Origin of the sequence: Terriglobus albidus, from assembly GCF_025685425.1 — a bacterium.
Classification (GTDB): domain Bacteria; phylum Acidobacteriota; class Terriglobia; order Terriglobales; family Acidobacteriaceae; genus Terriglobus; species Terriglobus albidus.
The window spans coordinates 1134694-1150773 of sequence record NZ_JAGTAS010000058.1 but is presented as its reverse complement, the minus strand read 5'-3'; the positions used below and the strand labels follow the sequence as shown (position 1 = coordinate 1150773).

Here is a 16080-nt window from a genome sequence, read left to right as displayed (position 1 = left end):
TGCCGGGTGCCCCGTCCTCGCAACGCTAGGGTGGGCGGGGAATGCCCCAAATCCGCCAATGAGCTCAGCAATGAACTTCGCAATCGTGAAGACTGACTGTTGTAGCACCCATCCGCCTAGTTGCTAATGCCAACCACCTTCCGGATGAGCGACTCCTTCGACAAAGCTTTCACAAAATAGTCGGCGACATCGGCGCGCGAAATCTTAAAGCCAAATCTTGGCAGATGGCCAATGCGCTCGCGATATCTTCCGCTCCAGGGACGATCGGTAAGCTGCGGGGGCCGTACGATTGTCCAGTCGAGTCCGCTGCTCTGAACAATCGACTCCAGTTCGGCGGAATCTTTCACGACCGATGGAAACAGCAGCCTGCCCAGCAGATATGTAGGCGGAAACACCGAGTCCTTGAACAGGAATGCGGTCGAGATCAGCACCGCCCGTCGTACACCGCTTTGCTGCATTGCTCCTGTCAATACGGTCGCAAAGTCTCTGAGCAGATGTTCGTCCGACTTCGCAATCGGCACACGCGGTCCAAAGCCGGAAAGAACGGCGTCATGTCCTTCGAGTACCCGGGTCATGGTCTCCTGGTGCAGCAGGTCCCCAGTGCGAAGATCGATCCGCCCATAGAACGTCCTGAGAGGTTCAGGCTTGCGGACGAATGCTGTTACGGCGTGGCCCGCTGCAAGCGATTGCCTGATCAGCTCCATGCCTGTGCCGCCTGTGGCGCCTAGAATAACAACTCTCACTTTTTCGACTCCTGTCTGTGGTGCAGAGCACCATAGTGCTTTGCACCATAAGACCGGCGAGGGCCGCGGCGCGTGACACCCGCCTCTACTTCAGCCGCGGCAGATGTTTGAGCTTGTCAGGATTGGTGATGACGTAGATCGAAGAAATCAGGTTGTCCCGCACTTCGATCGTCACCACGGAATATGGCTCTCCATTGAAATAGGTGACCAGCCCGGGGTCGCCATTGATGTGGGCGAGCCGCCGAACCAGCGTCTTTGGAACAAAGCGCTGCATGCCGCCCAGAATGCCTCTGCCAACCTTGTCGGCGCCGTGAACTGCATTGGGAACAGCCGCCGCCTTGCCTCCTCCATCGGAACGCAGCACAACATCCTCGGTTAGCAGGCTGAGCAGGTCCGTCATCTCACCGGTTCCGACGGCTTTCAAAAAGCTTTCCAGCAGAGCGCCATGATTAGGCCGGGCAGCCGCAAAGCGAGGCCGTAGCGCCGCGACATGCTGCTTTGCCCGCTTCAGAATCTGCCGGCAGTTGACCTCACTCTGGCCGACGATCGATGCGATCTCTGCATGCTCGTACTCGAAGACCTCTTTCAGGAGAAAGACGGCACGTTCAATCGGAGTGAGACGTTCTAACAAGATCAGGAAGGCCATCGAAAGCGACTCATCCACACGGATGAGGTAGAAGGGATCGGCTCCCGAATGGGCTCCCAGATCGGTAACGATCGGCTCCGGCAGCCACATACCCGTGTACTCTTCCCGTTGAACCTTCGCCGATTGCAGATGGTTGATGCAGAGCCGGCTCAGGATGGTGACGAGATAAGCTCTGGGTGAGCGGATCTCCTCTTCGCCGGCTGCATGCCATCGTAGGAATGTCTCCTGCAGCATGTCTTCCGCGTCGGCAACGCTTCCCAGCATGCGATAAGCGATGGAAAACAGAAGGCTGCGGTACTGATCGAACGTTCCCAGCCGTATGGAGCGCTCAGCATCATTCAATGGCTCCGGCCCAGGTATCTGATGGCTGCTCACTGCTCCGCTCCTTTTGCTGAATCTCTGGTCCGAAGGCCGGTCTCCTTCGGCGTTGCTCGTCTCCATACAAGACAAACAGGCGGGTTGCGGCGTGACACAGAGCCGCCCTCGCAGCGGTCTCTGTCACATTCTATGTTTTTCGCCGGTCTTCCCCTGCAGCGGGTGCCGCGAGGGCACTTTGTTTTCGGAGGAGCAACAGATGATGGCGACGAGATTGCTGCGTTTCATCCTGGCGATAAGCGCAATCACCATGCTGGTTCAGGCAGCGTTTGCAGGCAGAATGTTGGCGGGCGACGTGAAATCCGCAGCGCTTCATGCCTTAACCGCGAAGGTTCTGGTGCTGTTAGGCGGCAGCCAGGTGTTGGCCGCCCTTGTTCTGTTCCTGCAAAGGCGGTGTCCCCTCTGGTTCCCGTGGCCGCTCTCGGCTTGATGACCGCCGAGGTCGCGGAGTTCGCCGCCGGGCATCTCCATCATGTAGCCATCCATGTGCCTTTGGGGTTTGCTATCTTCGGAGGAGCGATCCGGCAGTTGCTCTGGGCAATTGGCAGTGTAGCCCCCGCCAGGTAGAGATATCTCCCAAACCGGATCTCCGGTCATGCCGGCTGCTCCTGCGGTTTGAGACCTGGCTTCCTTCCCGTGAAAGCGATTTATGGAAGGGTAGTTTCGTTCTGTTAACGAATAGAGTTATAGTTTCACTTTCGAGCTGTGGCCGGTCATAAGTGCGCTGGGAATTTGGGATATTCTTACGGGCAATAAGCCCATTTTTTAGCGAGGTTCACCTGCAGTTGTCCAACTCCGGAAGGGCAGTCGATGAGCAAAGCTGAGGTCCCTCGCTGGCCGCAACGCATTCATCAAGCCACTGCCGGTCTTCTTGTGCTCGTTGCTTTGGCGGTGCTTTGGGGATGGGCAGCGGACAACGTTCGGCTTAAAAGTGTGGTCTCCGGGTGGCCGCGTATGGTGGTCCCCACGGCGGTTTGCTTCCTGCTCGCCGGCATTGCTCTCGGCCTGCTCCCATTGGTACGGGAGTCGAGTTCGGTCCGAAGACGTTCGATCTCCTTCTGGGCATCGCAGGGTCTCTCTCTCCTGGTCGTTGTAATGGGCCTCAGCCGGCTCTTGTCCTACGCTCTAGGACGAGATTCGGGGATCGACCATCTCTTCTACATGCGCTTCAGTGCGATGGCGCCGGCCACGGCGATCAACTTCATCTTGCTTGGCACCGCTTCGTTGCTCGCCGGCAGGCGCCGTGGATTCCAGCTCTTTCAGGTGTTAACGCTGCTGGCTAACCTGATTGCATGGCTGGCCTTCAGCCGGTTTCTCTATGGAGGCGCACCTCTCATTCCTCAAGATACGTTGGCTGTGCACACATCGTTGCTATTTCTGGTGTGGAGTGTCGCCCTATTGTGTTCGTGGCCTGAAGATGGGTTGATGAGCCTGCTGGTCAGCGACAGCGCCGGAGGCCTTATCGCCAGAAAGCTCCTGTTTCCCGCCATGATTGTTCCCATTTCCGTGGGCTGGTTGAGACTACAAGGACAGCGCGCCGGATGGTATGGCACAGAGGCAGGACTTTCGCTCTTTGCCTTGTCCAATGTCGTGACCTTCGGCATCCTGGTGTGGATAACGGCAGCCGCCCTGCACCGCTCTGACCTCAGCCGCAGGAACGGCGAATGGAAGCTTCTGGAGCAGCTGGCAAGACTGGACCTGCTGCGGCAGATTACGCAGGCCATCGGAGAACGTCAGGATATGCAAAGCATCTTTCAGGTCGTGCTTCGCAGCCTGGAAGATGATCTGCCTATCGACTTTGGATGCATTGCTCTCTATGACCGGGCCGGTATGGTGCTGACGGTCTCCAATGTGGGAGTCCGCCAGGCAGTGCTCGCAGACCTGAGACATACCACCATCGGGATTGATGAAAACGGGTTCGGGCGCAGCCTCAACGGCCAACTGATCTATGAGCCGGATCTGGATCGCCTGACCACACCCTTTCCGCGGCAACTGGTTCAGGGTGGGCTCCACTCCGGCGTCATCGTACCGCTGATGGTTGAAGATGCGCTCTTCGGCATCCTGATTGCCGCCAGGCGAGAGTGGGAGGGATTCAGCAGCAGTGACTGCGAGTTCCTCAAGCACCTTGGAGACCTCATGGCGCTGGCTGCACACCAGGCTCAGATGTATGGCTCTCTGCAACGTGCCTATGACGATCTGCAGTCGACGCGGCAGACGGTCATGCAGCAGGAGCGCCTGCGCGCCTTTGGACAGATGGCCAGCGGCATCGCACATGACATCAACAACACCATCTCGCCTGCGGCGCTTTATACCGAGTCGCTGCTGGAGATGGAGACGGGCCTGAGCCGACAGTCGCGCCGCACTCTCCAGACGATTCAGCGGGCGTTGAATGATGTTTCAAACACGCTTACCCGACTCACGGATCTATATCGGCAGAGAGAGCCGCAGGTTGTCTCCGCGCCGATTGACCTCAATCAACTTGTACGCCAGACCATCGAGCTGACCAATGCCCGCTGGTCTGCCATGCCGCAGCAGCATGGGATTGTGATCCGCATGGTTACGGATCTGGCGCATGGGATTCCATTAATTCGAGGCCTTGAGAACGAAATCCGGGAGGTGCTCGTCAACCTGATCTTCAACGCCGTCGATGCCATGCCGAATGGCGGCACGTTAACATTGCGAACTGGCATCGCGAAGACCAGCTCCGGAAAGGACGAGCCGGCCGAGATGCGCGGCGTCTATCTCGAAGTTATCGATACCGGTGTCGGTATGGACGAAGAAGCCAGACGGCGGTGCATGGAACCCTTCTTTACCACGAAGGGTGATCGTGGCACCGGACTCGGCCTTGTCATGGTGCAGGGAGTCATGGAACGCCACAGTGGCGAGCTGGAGATTGACAGCGCCCTCGCTAAAGGTACGACTGTCCGTCTGACCTTTACTGCAACAGAAGCCGCGGTAAGTGCACCGGCTCCCGCTGCGCATGCCGGCCCCATATCGAAGCCGGTAAGGATTCTGCTTGTTGATGACGATCCGCTTCTGCTGAAGCCGTTGCGCGAGGTGCTGGAACTGGATGGTCATGATGTTGTTACGGCGAATGGCGGTCAGTCGGGAATCGATGCCTTTCATGCGGCTCTCTCACAGAACAAGCCGTTTTCCATCGTCTTCACAGATCTGGGCATGCCCTATGTTGACGGTAAAAAAGTAGCGCTCTCCATCAAGGAAGCCGCGGCTGCCACGCCGGTAATCCTGCTGACCGGTTGGGGATATCGCTCGGGCAATGAGGACGAGACGCCAGCCAATGTCGACCTGGTTCTGAGCAAGCCGACAAGGCGAGGAGACTTGCGCTCCGCAGTCGAGCGCTTCTCCAGCAATACCGCAAGTTGAGGTGTATAGACCTATTCGAGATAGCCCATGCCCGGGTGCCCCTGGCCCCCGGGGACCTGGGGCCCGCCTTTCACTTTCCTGAGCACCCTGCATTAATCAAGCAGTTCTCTCGATCAACGCATCAACCGTCTGCTCCGCTGACAACGGCTGGCTGTAAAGATTCCCTTGTCCCTGCTCACAACCGGTCAATAGCAACGAGCTCTGCTGGTTCGGTTCCTCAATGCCTTCGGCGGCGATGGTCAGTCCAAGACCATGAGCTAGACCGACCAGCGCACGGACAATCGTGGCGCTCTCTTCCTGCTCGGCCTTTAGATCCCTCTCCATCGCTCCTTCATGAGCGTACGCGGCAGACTGATTGCTCTCTTTCCCCTGCATCGCGCGGATGAAGCTGGAGTCGATCTTGATCTTGTCGAGTTTGAAGTTGCGCAAATGATAAAGGCTGGAGTAGCCGGTGCCGAAGTTGTCCAGCGCAATGCGGACACCCGCATCCCGCAGCGTGCCCAGCAGCAGCTTTGCCGATTCCAGGTCCCGCACCAGGGCGGCTTCCGTAATCTCAATCTCGAGCCGGTTGGGGTTGAGGCCCGTCTCGCTGAGAATCTCCAGAATCCGTGTTGCAAGTGACCTGTCTTTCAACTGCACAGGTAGCACATCGATGGAGAGCCGCACATGCGTTGGCCACTGAGCCGCGGTCTCGCATGCCTGGCGGAGAATGTGATCCATGATTTCGTGAATCAGACCGCACTCTTCCGCAATCGCGATGAAACGCTGTGGGCTGATGGGGCCGGCCGTCGGATGTAGCCAGTGTGGCAGGGCCTCAAAGCCGGTGATCTGACGTGTCCGCAGATCGACGGTGGGCTCAAAGAGAGTCTGAATCTGACCTGAGACAACGGCGGACCGGAGTTCCCGCTCAACCCATTCGCGCTCCCGCATACGGCGGTCAAGCACCTCTTCAAAGAAGTGCACCGCCGAACGGCGTTCTTCCTTGGCGCGATAGAGTGCCAGGTCGGCCTTCCGGAAGACCTCCTCCGCTGTGACGGCGTCGTACGGGATAAGCGCCACGCCAATCCCCGATGCGATCAGATGCCGGATCTGGCCGGTGAGCAGGGGAGGGGAGAGCTCGTCGACGATGCGCCGGCCGATATTGGCGGCCGCATCAGGCCCCATCAAGTGAGTTGCAAGAACGGCAAACTCGTCCCCGCCCAGGCGCGCCACAAGGTCGCCTTCACGTACAGCAGAAAGCAGCCTCTGCGCGGTAAGGGTAAGCACTTCATCCCCGACGGCATGGCCGTAAATATCGTTAATTTGTTTAAAGCCATTCAGGTCGAGCATGAGGACGGCATGGCAGGCCCCTTCGCGCGGTGGTGCTGCGATCGCGGCACGCAAGGCGTCGTCAAACTGGCGGCGATTGGCTAAACCGGTAAGCGTGTCCTGAAAGGCAAGGACCCTGATCTGCTTTTCGGCGGCTGTGCGGCGGACGATCTCCCGTTTTTGTTCCCGGTACCGGCGAATGGCGAAGAACAGCAGCAGGAGCGCAAGAACACCGCCAATAAGCAGGGCTTCATCGAGTTCTACGGTTTCCTGCTGTAGCGTCTCATGGCCCTCATTGCGGAAGAAGTCATACTCCAGCGCCAGGTACAAGCCGACGCCAACGGTAGCGATCACGATCGAAAGATCGGACAGCGATCTGCGATGTCGCATGATGAATGCCTTTACAGAGGAAAAACTCAACGGAAACCTCGCCATCGATAGATCCCGGCGTAGAGAATAATCGCTCAAATGGGGGGCAGGTTTCTACTGTGATGAAACAATGGCTGGGAGAATTATGGGAATAAATTTCAGTGCGCTGTCGATTCCGGCCCCCCACACGACTATCTGATGGACAGATTGCCACCGAAAAGCTGAAACGGAATGATTGGGCCCTTCAGAAGCACATCGAAAAGGACTGCAAGACATGATTCGTGAGCAGCAACCCGCACTTTCTCTTTTCTCCATCGGCATGATCGCGCTTGGAGCGCTCTCGGCGATCTACCGCGACTTCGCCTACAACTGGCAGCCCGTTCCCGCATTTTACCCCGGCCGTGGAGCACTCGCCGTAGCCTGCGGTCTCTTCATGGTCATCGCCGGTCTGGCACTGCTCTTTCGTGCAACCGTCGCGATCGCTTCGCGTGCCGTCATCCTGTTTCTTCTGGTCTGGCTTTGCCTCAAGATTCCGGCTTTGATCGTCGCTCCTCAGATCGAGGCTGTCTGGCTAGGAATCGGCGAAATTGCCATGTTATTTGCCGGGGGATTGGTGATCTTTGCCCGCTTCTCTGGTCTGGAACAGTCTTCTTTCTTCCAGCGCTTTACTGGAGCGAGTGGGCTACGGATCGCCCACATCCTCTTCGGGCTTGCCGTAATTCCCGTCGGACTCAGTCATCTTTTTTATGTGAAGATCACGGCCAGCCTTGTTCCGTCGTGGTTGCCCTTCCGCGTCGGTTTTGCATATCTGACCGGTGTTGGGCAGATAGCCTGCGGCCTGGGCATCTTGTTCCTGGTTCTGCCACGTCTGGCTGCGTATATCGAAACCGCGATGCTGGCCATCTTCGCCTTTCTGGTCTGGGGACCTGACACTTGGTTTGCCGCTGCGCCAAAGATGGTCGGCTCGCCGGTGGGGCCGCGCTTCCCGCTGACAGCGTTCTTTATCACCTGGATCATCGCCGCGGCCTCGCTGCTGGTGGCAGACAGTCTCACAAACGAAAGATCAGTTACCGATAAGGCATCGAAACAAAGGACTACAAATGACAGTGCAGGACGATACGCTTGAGATCTTTCAGGCTCACGGAGCTCCAGCTTTACCGCCCGGAGAGAGCGGCTATGTGGCCCACGAAGGCGCCCGCATCTGGTACCGCACACTGGGCTCAGGTTCTCCGGTCATCCTGTTGCACGGCGGGCTGGGCCATAGCGGCAATTGGGGTTATCAGGTTCCATTCCTTCTTGAACATGGATTCCAGGTCGTTCTGATCGATAGCCGCGGCCAGGGAAGGAGTACGCGCGAGCAGCGTCCTTACTCCTACGATCTAATGGCCTCCGATGTTGTCGCTGTCATGGACGCACTGCAGGTCGAGAAGGCTGCTCTCGTCGGTTGGAGTGACGGCGCATGTACTGCGATGCTCCTCGCTGGGGCTCATCCATCCCGTGTCTCCGGAGTCTTCTTCTTCGCCTGCAATATGGATCCCAGCGGAGTAAAGCCCTTCGAAGCTACTCCTGCCCTCGACCGCTGCTTCTCCCGCCACACCAAGGACTATGCCGAGCTGTCGCCAACGCCGGACCGCTTCCAGCAACTCGTCGCCGACCTCTCGCTCATGCAGCGCACGCAACCCAACTACACCGCCGAAGATCTCGCAAAGATCCGTGTGCCTGTCACCATCGTGCAGAGCCGGTCCGACGAGTTCATCCGCACAGAACACGCGGAACATCTCGCGCGCTCGATTCCTAACGCCAGGCTGGTCCTGCTCGAAGATGTCACCCACTTCGCTCCGCTTCAGCGTCCGCAGCAGTTCAATGCCGTGGTTCTGGATTTTCTGTGCAGAATATGAGTGATCCGCGGCTTTCCCTATGCGGCTAGAGCATTTTCGCTTGAGATGCCCAGAGGATCCGCATCTATGGGTGTTTTCCGCAATGAAAACGCCGCTGCGCGCCTTTCCGGGATACCCAGCGACAGTGAAAATGTTCTAGAAGGGCCTTACTGTCTTGAGACGATCGAGAGTTAAACAAGAAAAAGGGAGCACCAGCTCCCTTTTCTTGCCATCCTGGCTGTCTGTTTAGGCAACCGCGACGTTTTCGGCCTGCCAGCCCTTGGGGCCTTTCACTACGTTGAAACGCACAGCCTGGCCTTCTGCGAGGCTGCGGAATCCATTGCTATTAATGGCGGAATGATGGACGAAAACGTCATCGCCACTCTGACGGCTAATAAAGCCAAATCCTTTTGAATCGTTGAACCACTTTACAATTCCCTGTTCCATGAGTTGTTCCCTGTGAATGAAGTACCGCCGAACACAATGTGGAGTGTTTTGCGAGTAGAGGGCAAGCCGGAACAAGCAAGTAAACCAGATCGGATTCTTCGATCCCTTTCAGGATATCATCCCTGCCGCTCACCGAAGCTCTCAAACGCCGCAATAGCTCTCAAACGCCGCAATCGGGATATAAGTCTATTGGTGACATCAATACCATCTTTGAAAAGTAGATCTTCGCGGGACATATCACTTCGGTTCCCGCTTACGGCTCCTCACGATAAATACGCCATTCGACTCGTCCTGTAACTCCCGAGGGTAAAAGTGGCTCATCCGGCGAAGGCAGCGTAATGTTGCTCTTCGTCCGTCTTGCCGACGGTTCAACGGCGTCGCCGACACGCCGGTTATGCCACAGGTTCGTCACAGCAACTTCAAGCACTCCACTTTCCGGCAACGCTCCATGCAGACACGCCTCATAAGGTGCTGCCCAGGTCGTCGGCATCTGTTTGCCTGCAAAGGTAACTCGTGCGATCTCATGCACTGCTTCGAAGCGCAGGCATGCGGTCTCACCCGTGGAGAGCTTCGGAGCCTTGATATTGGCGCTGTACACCGCTGTTCCAGAGAAGTACTTAGTGTTATTAATTTCCGTCCAGCTCTTCAACTCCGTCAGCCGCACAGGTTCTCGTCTAGGAATCGCCAGCGACCAGTCTGCATTTACCGCTTCAGTGTGTAGCAGTTGTGGAAGATTGCGTGCTGTACTGTGCTGCAGAAAAACAATCGCAACGGAGCCGTATGCCGGTAGTGTGATGGAAACGTTACTGCGTCCATCCGGCAGGCGCTCAATCTGAGTGCGATGCATCGAGCCCGTTACCGGATCCCAGATCTCGGCCTCACCCGTGGCACGCAAAGCAATCGTAAAGCTCTTTTCTGCTGCGTAACTGCTGCGCAGATAGTAGATCTGTATCCCCGCGACCTGGCGATGAATGGCGTCAACCCCATCTGTGCTCACCGGTGCAAAGCGCACATCGCCTGAAGTAACTGTGAAGTCGGCAGGTACGCGCATCTGTCGTAACGCTTCATGCGCATTGTCCGTGCAGAAGAGCTTTCCCGCTCCATACCGATGAGACTGCCCCTCTCGGCATCCCTTCCATATCTGCCCAATCAGTGTGTCCAGCTGTTTCTTCTCTGCATCAGGCAGATTGCCAGTACTTGATAGCGCCGGCAGAGAAATCACCGTCCCGCCGGCACGCAGATAGCGCTCGACCATCTGTAATACCGATAGAGAGATCCTCCGCGTGCGTGGCAGCACCAGGGCACGCCAGTGCACACCGCCCGGGCCCACCAGTTCGCGTCCTGCGATGTGGATCGTGTGCAGCAGCGCGTCTTCATTGGTGACGTCGTAGTCGTATCCCGGCAGAACATGTGCCGGGTCGTCCGCCTTCAGGCGCACGAAGTTCGGAATATGGTCGCCATAAAAATAGAGAACATCGTTCACCGCCGTGCCCTGCTGCATCAGGAACTGAACGCGATTGAGATAGGTGAAGAAGGCCCCACCGTCGTTCCACCACGTCACCTTCGGGTTGAGGTGGGTTCCGGCAAAGTACTCCTGCCCCGGCATGCCAGACTCCGCGGGGCTCGAAGTGAACTCATGCCACACCAGCCGGTTCATGCCTTCGGTGATTCCCATGTCGAAGCTCGGCTTCAGATCCATTGCCAAAGACTCTGACCACTGAGGTCCAATCGAGGTCTCGCCCTCCTGTGCCACGTAACGCTGGCCGTAGATATGCGCCGCGGACGCTGCCTGCTTGGTGAAGAAACGCTCGTTATCTTCGTGCCGGTGAGGATTCTGCGACCAGAACTCGGTCTGGGGAACAGCGGCATGACGGAAGGTCTCCAGCGCATCGATCGGAGCTCCATGCGGACCGCCGCTCTCCGCCTGTACTCCCAGGCCATGTTGTCCTGCCATCTGCGCGAACACGTCATAGTGGTTCGCCACGATCAGATCGGCGACCGTGCGCCGCAAGTCCGTAAGAAAGCGCGTCGTTACCGAGCGATCTCCCAGAATCCGGCCGGCAAGCGCCGGCAGGTAAGGAATCGGATCATACCCGCGGCGCTGCCGAAACTCTTCATCGAAGCCATCCGTCCAATTCGTTCCACCTAACTCCCAGCTATCCGTTGCCAGATACTTTAGGCTCTGAAAGGGCTTGGCCGCGGCGAGCAAGGGATCTACATTCATCTCCCAATAGTGTTGAAAAGCGCTGCGGCTCATGTGGTCGATCGCCAGGCCCTTCCACGTGTCGCTCGAGGTCGAGACCTGTGCTCCGGTGTTGGTGTATCCCACCGTGAAGATCTCCCACTCGCCCGCAGGAAGATCGAGATGCAACTTGCCATCTGCTGCAGGTTGCAACCTCCGTACCTCGGTCAGAGAGGCGTCGGCATATCCCTTCTCATCACGAAAGGTTGTGTCCAACCCGTCATTCAACATCGCCGAGCTGTCATTCATGCTGAAGCCGCTCTCCGCCGCGGCCGCGCGAAATCGGATGCTGCTGCTGGAATACCCATCGGCCGCGTGCTGCTCCGCCGCCGTATGTCGATCTCCCTGGCCGTCCTCCAACTGAGGAGCTTTTGCCTGGCCATGGTGAAGCGGATATGCCAGGACCGCGATCTGGCGGTAAAACATTCCCTGCGTGTGCTGTGGCTGCGGAATATCGACCTTTTGGGCTGTCCCACCCTTCACCACGATTGTGGCGAAGGTCAACGCCTTCGATGCGTCTTCCGGCGTTACGGTAGGCCCACCCAGATTCCAGCCGCTCATGATGTTCAGCGTAATCTCGAGTCCCAGCCGGTCGGCCTCACGCAACGCATGCGTATAGAGCTCAATCCATGCGGTAGAGCCGAACTTCGGTCCTGCTGGAACTGCGGCGTTCCCGTTCTGTGTCGCTCCGCCCGCATCGACCAGCAACGCCCCGCCAAATCCCTTGGCCTTCATCTCCTCCAGGTCGTGCGTGATGGTGGGCTTATCGGTGTTGCCATTCAGCCACCACCAGTAGCAACGTAGTCGTGCCTGCGGAGGGGGTGTCTTAAACCCGGCGCGCAATGCGGCAATCGAGCTTGTCTGCGGCGCGCCATTCTGCGGCGCACTGCTTTGTGCATAACCGAAGGTAGAGGTTGCAGCGAAGACAAGACCGGCCAGCGCCGTTGGAAGATGCATGCAGAGAGCCCTTGAATCGAAGTGTACTGAAGTTATGTGATGCGCAAAGAACGCGTGATGCGCAAAGAACGCGTGATGCGCAAAGAACGCGTGATGCGCAAAGAACGCGTGATGCTGCAAGAAAGCCGCGGCCGTTGGATCGGCCGCGGCTTTGCGGAAAGAGTGCAGCGTTAGAAGTTGATACGCGCCGTCAGCTGTCCGATACGCGGATCGTTTGCCTGCGTGAGTGTCACCACACCAAAGGTTGAGCTACCCAAACCGGTTCCCGGGCCACCGAAGTTCGGCGTGTTGAAGACGTTGAAGAACTCACCGCGGATCTCAAAGCTGGTTCCTTCACGGATCTGGAACTGTTTGAAGAGCGAGGCGTCCACCAGAGGATGAATCCTTTGCCGGATGTTCAGTACGGTCGAGTTATGCTGCGTTGTATATGCGAGCCGCTGGCGATAGGCCGGGACAGGTGAAAGCGAATCGCAGGCCGGAGCCGAAGCGGTCGACTGCACATTCACGCCCGATGCGTTCTGGTAGCAGGTGTTGAAGTAGCGCCCGTAGGACGCATTGGGTTGGGTCACGGGTCCAATGATATCCACGTTCGAAGGCGCCGAGATCAATCCTCCATTCTGCGCGCGCATCACGCTATTCAGCTTCCATCCACCCAGCAGCAGGCGCTCCGCATAGTTCATGCGAGAGAACTTCGGAAGTTCCAGTGTTCCGAAAACGTTCGCTACCAGGGTGGCATTGGAGTCCTGAATCGACGCCAGCTTCGTGTCGAATCCATTCAGATAGCTGGTGTGTAGCATTGTCTTCGCCCAGGTAAAGTTACCCTGCAGCGAGAAGTGGTTCTTCATTGGCCGCTGTAGTTGGATCTGCAGTGCGTTATACGGCGCGCTACCCACGGACGTGTATTGCGCCGTCACCGAGCCGAACTCCGGATACGGAAGCAGCAACAGATTGCGTGCGATAGTGGCGTTGTTCAACGTGGTTGTACCGCTGAACTTACCCGCCATTGGGTTGGTGACCGCCGTGTTCAGATAGGTCACGCCGGCAGTTCCCTGATCGTAGTACTGCTGCGGAAGGTAGTTGATGTTCCGGTTTACTTCAAGCCGTGTCGGACGCGCACCCACATAGGCTACCTGCAGCACGGTGTTGCCCGCCAGTTGCTGCTGCACGCTGGCCGACCACTGCGCGCTCTTTGGCTGCACGTGGTTCTGGTCGACATAGCTGACACTTTGTCCAAGCGACGTTGCAAGTCCAAGCGAGCTTCCGGTCGGAAGTGCTACGCCGGAAGGAAACGGATTGCTCAGCGAATTCAGCGGAGCGCTGGTGCTGTAGTTGTTGTAGCTGGTCGTCTGGCTGAAGCCGGTGCCAATCGGCGACTCCAGCGTATTGAAGTAGATGATGCCGAAGCCCCCGCGTACGACCGTCGCGTTGGTCGCCTGGTAGGCCAGGCCTACGCGCGGCTGGAAGTTGTTCCAGTCACGGGGATAGGGAAAGCGGTTGCTGCTGCTGGTGTACTGCAGACCGCCATTCAACGTCAGGCCCGTGACCGAAGCCTGCAGCGGATTCTGGCAGGTCGTGCAGAAGCCGGTCACCATCTTGTTGTAACGCTCGGTGAACGGCGACTCGTAATCCCAACGCGCGCCGAGATTCAGCGTCAGCTTCGGAGTGATGCGCCAATCGTCCTGAACAAACGGAGCGACATAGATCTGCTGCAGCGCGAATGCCGCCTGGATGTTGTAGCTCACCGAGGAATGCGCTCCCAGCAGGAACGACGCGAACGGATCGCCGGAGCTTGCGTCGGAGCCGACGTTGACACTGACCGAGTTCTTCTGGGTAAAGCGGCGATCGAAGTTGAACGCCCCGAATCCGCTCTGCGGGTTTTGGACGTTATAGCGAATCAGGTTGCCGTCGAAGCCGATCCGCAGTGTATGACGGCCCACGCTCTTGGTCAGGATCTCGGCCCACGCCGCCGTCATGTTCGTGCTCACCTGGCCACCTGCACCGGCTGCCAGGCCGGCATAGCCGTCGGAGCTGAAGCTGATGCCAGGGAACGAGGTATACGGCAGACCAGTGCTCGAGATGCCGACCGACGAGAGGTCAAAGTTCTGATTGCCTGGATAGGTCAGGCCGAATGGATGCCACAGTACACCCAGGCGCGAGTCGAGCACCAGCGTCGGTGAGAACTGGTGCACATCGTCGATGCTTCCGCCACGGTTGTTGCGATAAACGCTGTAGCCATAGCCCGTCGGTCCGATTCCCTTCGGGAAGCCCTGCATGGGATAGTTTTGCGTCAGACCGGAGCGGAACAGAATCGCCGACAGCTTGTTCCTGCTTCCGATCGCCTGGTCAAAGCGAACGATGAACGACGGATAGGTGCTCGGATATGAGGTCTGCGTCGAGATGTAGTTCGGAATCGTCAGTGCCGTCGCGCCGGCAACATTCGGCGTAGGGAAGTACGAGGCAATTGTTGACGAGGCGGAGTTGATGCGCGATGCGATGTTGTTGTTGGCAAAGTAAACAGTGCGGTTGCCGCTCGAGTCGACCGGTGAGTTCGGATCGTAAAGCTGCACACCCGATTGGCACAGACCGCTGGTGTTGAAGCCGCCCGTGCACAGGGCAGAGAAGTCTCCGGCACGTTCCGCGGTCGTTGGTACACGTGACGTGTAGTTGATCGCCGTATGCGAGGCATAGCGTTCGAACGCGACCAGGAAGAAGCTCTTATCGTGGCCGTTGTACAGGAACGGAATGCGTACCGGTCCATCGAAAACAAGCCCTGTCTGGCTCAACTGGTCGTTGTTGCGGGCTGCCTTGTTCGGAGCCTTCTCGTAGGTGTTGGCATTCAGGTACGTGTTCTGGAAGGAGTGGTAGGCAGCGCCATGGTAGGCGTTGGTTCCGTTACGGACAACCGTGTTGGTCACGGTTCCGTTGCCATGGCCGATCTGTGCGTCGAAGATAGAGGTCTGCACCTTCACCTCCTGCACAGCTTCCGGTGACGGAACAAAGCCGGTGTACGAAGCGCCCGAGAGCCGCTCCGCCGGGTCATCCGGAATGCCGTTCAGCGTCAGGCGGTTGTGGCCGCCGCTGCCGTTGGTCGTGACCTGTACGGCAACCCCCGAGAAGGGGTTGGTGAACTGGCTGGACTTGCCTTGGAAGTAGCCGCCCGAGCCGGTATTGATCACACCCGCGGCCAGGGTTGCCATCACGAAGGGATTGCGTCCCACGTTCGGCAGGTCGGTGACCTCCTGCGTGCTCAGGGTTGTGGCGATGTTCGGGGAGCCCGCATCCAGAAGAGTGTTGGAACTTGCTGCCACATTGATCGTCTCGGTCGTGTCGCCCGTAGCCATCTGAAAATCGATCTGCTGCAGGTTGCCGGCGGTCAGAATCACACCGGTATGGCTCGTTGACTTGAAGCCACCAGCCGTGGTGGTTACTGTGTAGGTTCCTGGGTTAAGCGAGGCAAACGTATACGCGCCGGCTCCGTTTGTTTTGGCCAGCGTCTTGAAATGGGTGGACACCTCTTCCGCGACCACTTCGGCCCCCGGAATGACGGCGCCCGTCGAGTCGGTCACCTGTCCCTGGATCGACCCCAGGTAGCGTTGCGCATACCCCAGAGGGACCGCAAGGAGAAGAATCAGGAGCAGGGCAGGGAATCGCCTTCTCCCAAAGATGGGTTGGTTCTGCATGGACTGCCTCCAAAGTGTTTCTTTGAATGGCAGTCATCCTCTTTTTTACGAA

11 protein-coding genes are annotated in these 16080 nt (G+C 58.0%); 5 read left to right on the top strand and 6 right to left on the bottom strand.

The window, feature by feature from the left end:
• Positions 1 to 116: 116 nt before the first annotated feature.
• Together OHL21_RS23900 and OHL21_RS23895 are read right to left on the bottom strand one after the other, a co-directional pair.
• Positions 117 to 743, bottom strand: a complete 627-nt coding sequence (locus OHL21_RS23900; protein ID WP_263419813.1) for an NAD(P)-dependent oxidoreductase — start codon at positions 741 to 743, stop codon at positions 117 to 119.
• 85 nt (positions 744 to 828) lie between these two features.
• Entirely contained in the window at positions 829 to 1764 is a 936-nt protein-coding gene (locus OHL21_RS23895; RefSeq protein ID WP_263419812.1) for an RNA polymerase sigma-70 factor, read from the bottom strand.
• A gap of 199 nt (positions 1765 to 1963) precedes the next feature.
• Between OHL21_RS23895 and OHL21_RS23890 the strand changes: the two genes are divergently transcribed.
• Together OHL21_RS23890 and OHL21_RS23885 are read left to right on the top strand one after the other, a co-directional pair.
• Positions 1964 to 2194, top strand: coding sequence for a hypothetical protein (locus tag OHL21_RS23890; RefSeq protein ID WP_263419811.1), 231 nt, complete (start codon positions 1964 to 1966; stop codon positions 2192 to 2194).
• A 380-nt stretch (positions 2195 to 2574) separates the two neighbouring features.
• A complete protein-coding gene (locus OHL21_RS23885; RefSeq protein ID WP_263419810.1) occupies positions 2575 to 5148 on the top strand; it encodes a hybrid sensor histidine kinase/response regulator in 2574 nt (857 codons plus the stop codon).
• 96 nt (positions 5149 to 5244) lie between these two features.
• Here the strand turns inward: OHL21_RS23885 and OHL21_RS23880 are convergent, their stop codons facing one another.
• Positions 5245 to 6846 carry a putative bifunctional diguanylate cyclase/phosphodiesterase gene (locus OHL21_RS23880; protein ID WP_263419809.1) on the bottom strand — a complete coding sequence of 534 codons (1602 nt, stop codon included), beginning with the start codon at positions 6844 to 6846 and terminating at the stop codon, positions 5245 to 5247.
• A 253-nt stretch (positions 6847 to 7099) separates the two neighbouring features.
• Between OHL21_RS23880 and OHL21_RS23875 the strand changes: the two genes are divergently transcribed.
• Both OHL21_RS23875 and OHL21_RS23870 read left to right on the top strand, forming a co-directional pair.
• A complete protein-coding gene (locus OHL21_RS23875) occupies positions 7100 to 7951 on the top strand; it encodes a DoxX family protein (RefSeq protein WP_263419808.1) in 852 nt (283 codons plus the stop codon).
• Positions 7926 to 8723 carry an alpha/beta fold hydrolase gene (locus OHL21_RS23870; RefSeq protein WP_263419807.1) on the top strand — a complete coding sequence of 266 codons (798 nt, stop codon included), beginning with the start codon at positions 7926 to 7928 and terminating at the stop codon, positions 8721 to 8723. The genes OHL21_RS23875 and OHL21_RS23870 overlap by 26 nt, the downstream gene beginning before the upstream one ends.
• 225 nt (positions 8724 to 8948) lie before the next feature.
• Here the strand turns inward: OHL21_RS23870 and OHL21_RS23865 are convergent, their stop codons facing one another.
• Both OHL21_RS23865 and OHL21_RS23860 read right to left on the bottom strand, forming a co-directional pair.
• Positions 8949 to 9149 (bottom strand): cold-shock protein, encoded by a 201-nt coding sequence (locus tag OHL21_RS23865; RefSeq protein ID WP_263419806.1) that lies wholly within the window; start codon positions 9147 to 9149, stop codon positions 8949 to 8951.
• Between the two features lie 253 nt (positions 9150 to 9402).
• Complete coding sequence (locus OHL21_RS23860; RefSeq protein ID WP_263419805.1) at positions 9403 to 12348, bottom strand: glycosyl hydrolase; 2946 nt, start codon at positions 12346 to 12348, stop codon at positions 9403 to 9405.
• Between the two features lie 39 nt (positions 12349 to 12387).
• Between OHL21_RS23860 and OHL21_RS23855 the strand changes: the two genes are divergently transcribed.
• The gene (locus OHL21_RS23855) at positions 12388 to 12522 is read left to right on the top strand and encodes a hypothetical protein (RefSeq protein WP_263419804.1); all 135 of its coding nucleotides are present in this window, start codon (positions 12388 to 12390) and stop codon (positions 12520 to 12522) included.
• On the opposite strand, the gene OHL21_RS23850 is transcribed toward OHL21_RS23855, so the two are convergent.
• Positions 12519 to 16028, bottom strand: coding sequence for a carboxypeptidase regulatory-like domain-containing protein (locus OHL21_RS23850; RefSeq protein ID WP_263419803.1), 3510 nt, complete (start codon positions 16026 to 16028; stop codon positions 12519 to 12521). The two genes, OHL21_RS23855 and OHL21_RS23850, sit on opposite strands and share 4 nt — an antisense overlap.
• Positions 16029 to 16080 lie beyond the last annotated feature (52 nt).

Excerpts from the sequence above, each read along its gene's own strand:
- OHL21_RS23890 (WP_263419811.1), top strand. The coding sequence starts at position 1,964 with ATGATGGCGACGAGATTGCTGCGTTTCATCCTGGCGATAAGCGCAATC.
- OHL21_RS23885 (WP_263419810.1), top strand. The coding sequence starts at position 2,575 with ATGAGCAAAGCTGAGGTCCCTCGCTGGCCGCAACGCATTCATCAAGCC.
- OHL21_RS23880 (WP_263419809.1), bottom strand. The coding sequence starts at position 6,846 with ATGCGACATCGCAGATCGCTGTCCGATCTTTCGATCGTGATCGCTACC.
- OHL21_RS23875 (WP_263419808.1), top strand. The coding sequence starts at position 7,100 with ATGATTCGTGAGCAGCAACCCGCACTTTCTCTTTTCTCCATCGGCATG.
- OHL21_RS23870 (WP_263419807.1), top strand. The coding sequence starts at position 7,926 with ATGACAGTGCAGGACGATACGCTTGAGATCTTTCAGGCTCACGGAGCT.
- OHL21_RS23865 (WP_263419806.1), bottom strand. The coding sequence starts at position 9,149 with ATGGAACAGGGAATTGTAAAGTGGTTCAACGATTCAAAAGGATTTGGC.
- OHL21_RS23860 (WP_263419805.1), bottom strand. The coding sequence starts at position 12,348 with ATGCATCTTCCAACGGCGCTGGCCGGTCTTGTCTTCGCTGCAACCTCT.
- OHL21_RS23855 (WP_263419804.1), top strand. The coding sequence starts at position 12,388 with ATGCGCAAAGAACGCGTGATGCGCAAAGAACGCGTGATGCGCAAAGAA.
- OHL21_RS23850 (WP_263419803.1), bottom strand. The coding sequence starts at position 16,028 with ATGCAGAACCAACCCATCTTTGGGAGAAGGCGATTCCCTGCCCTGCTC.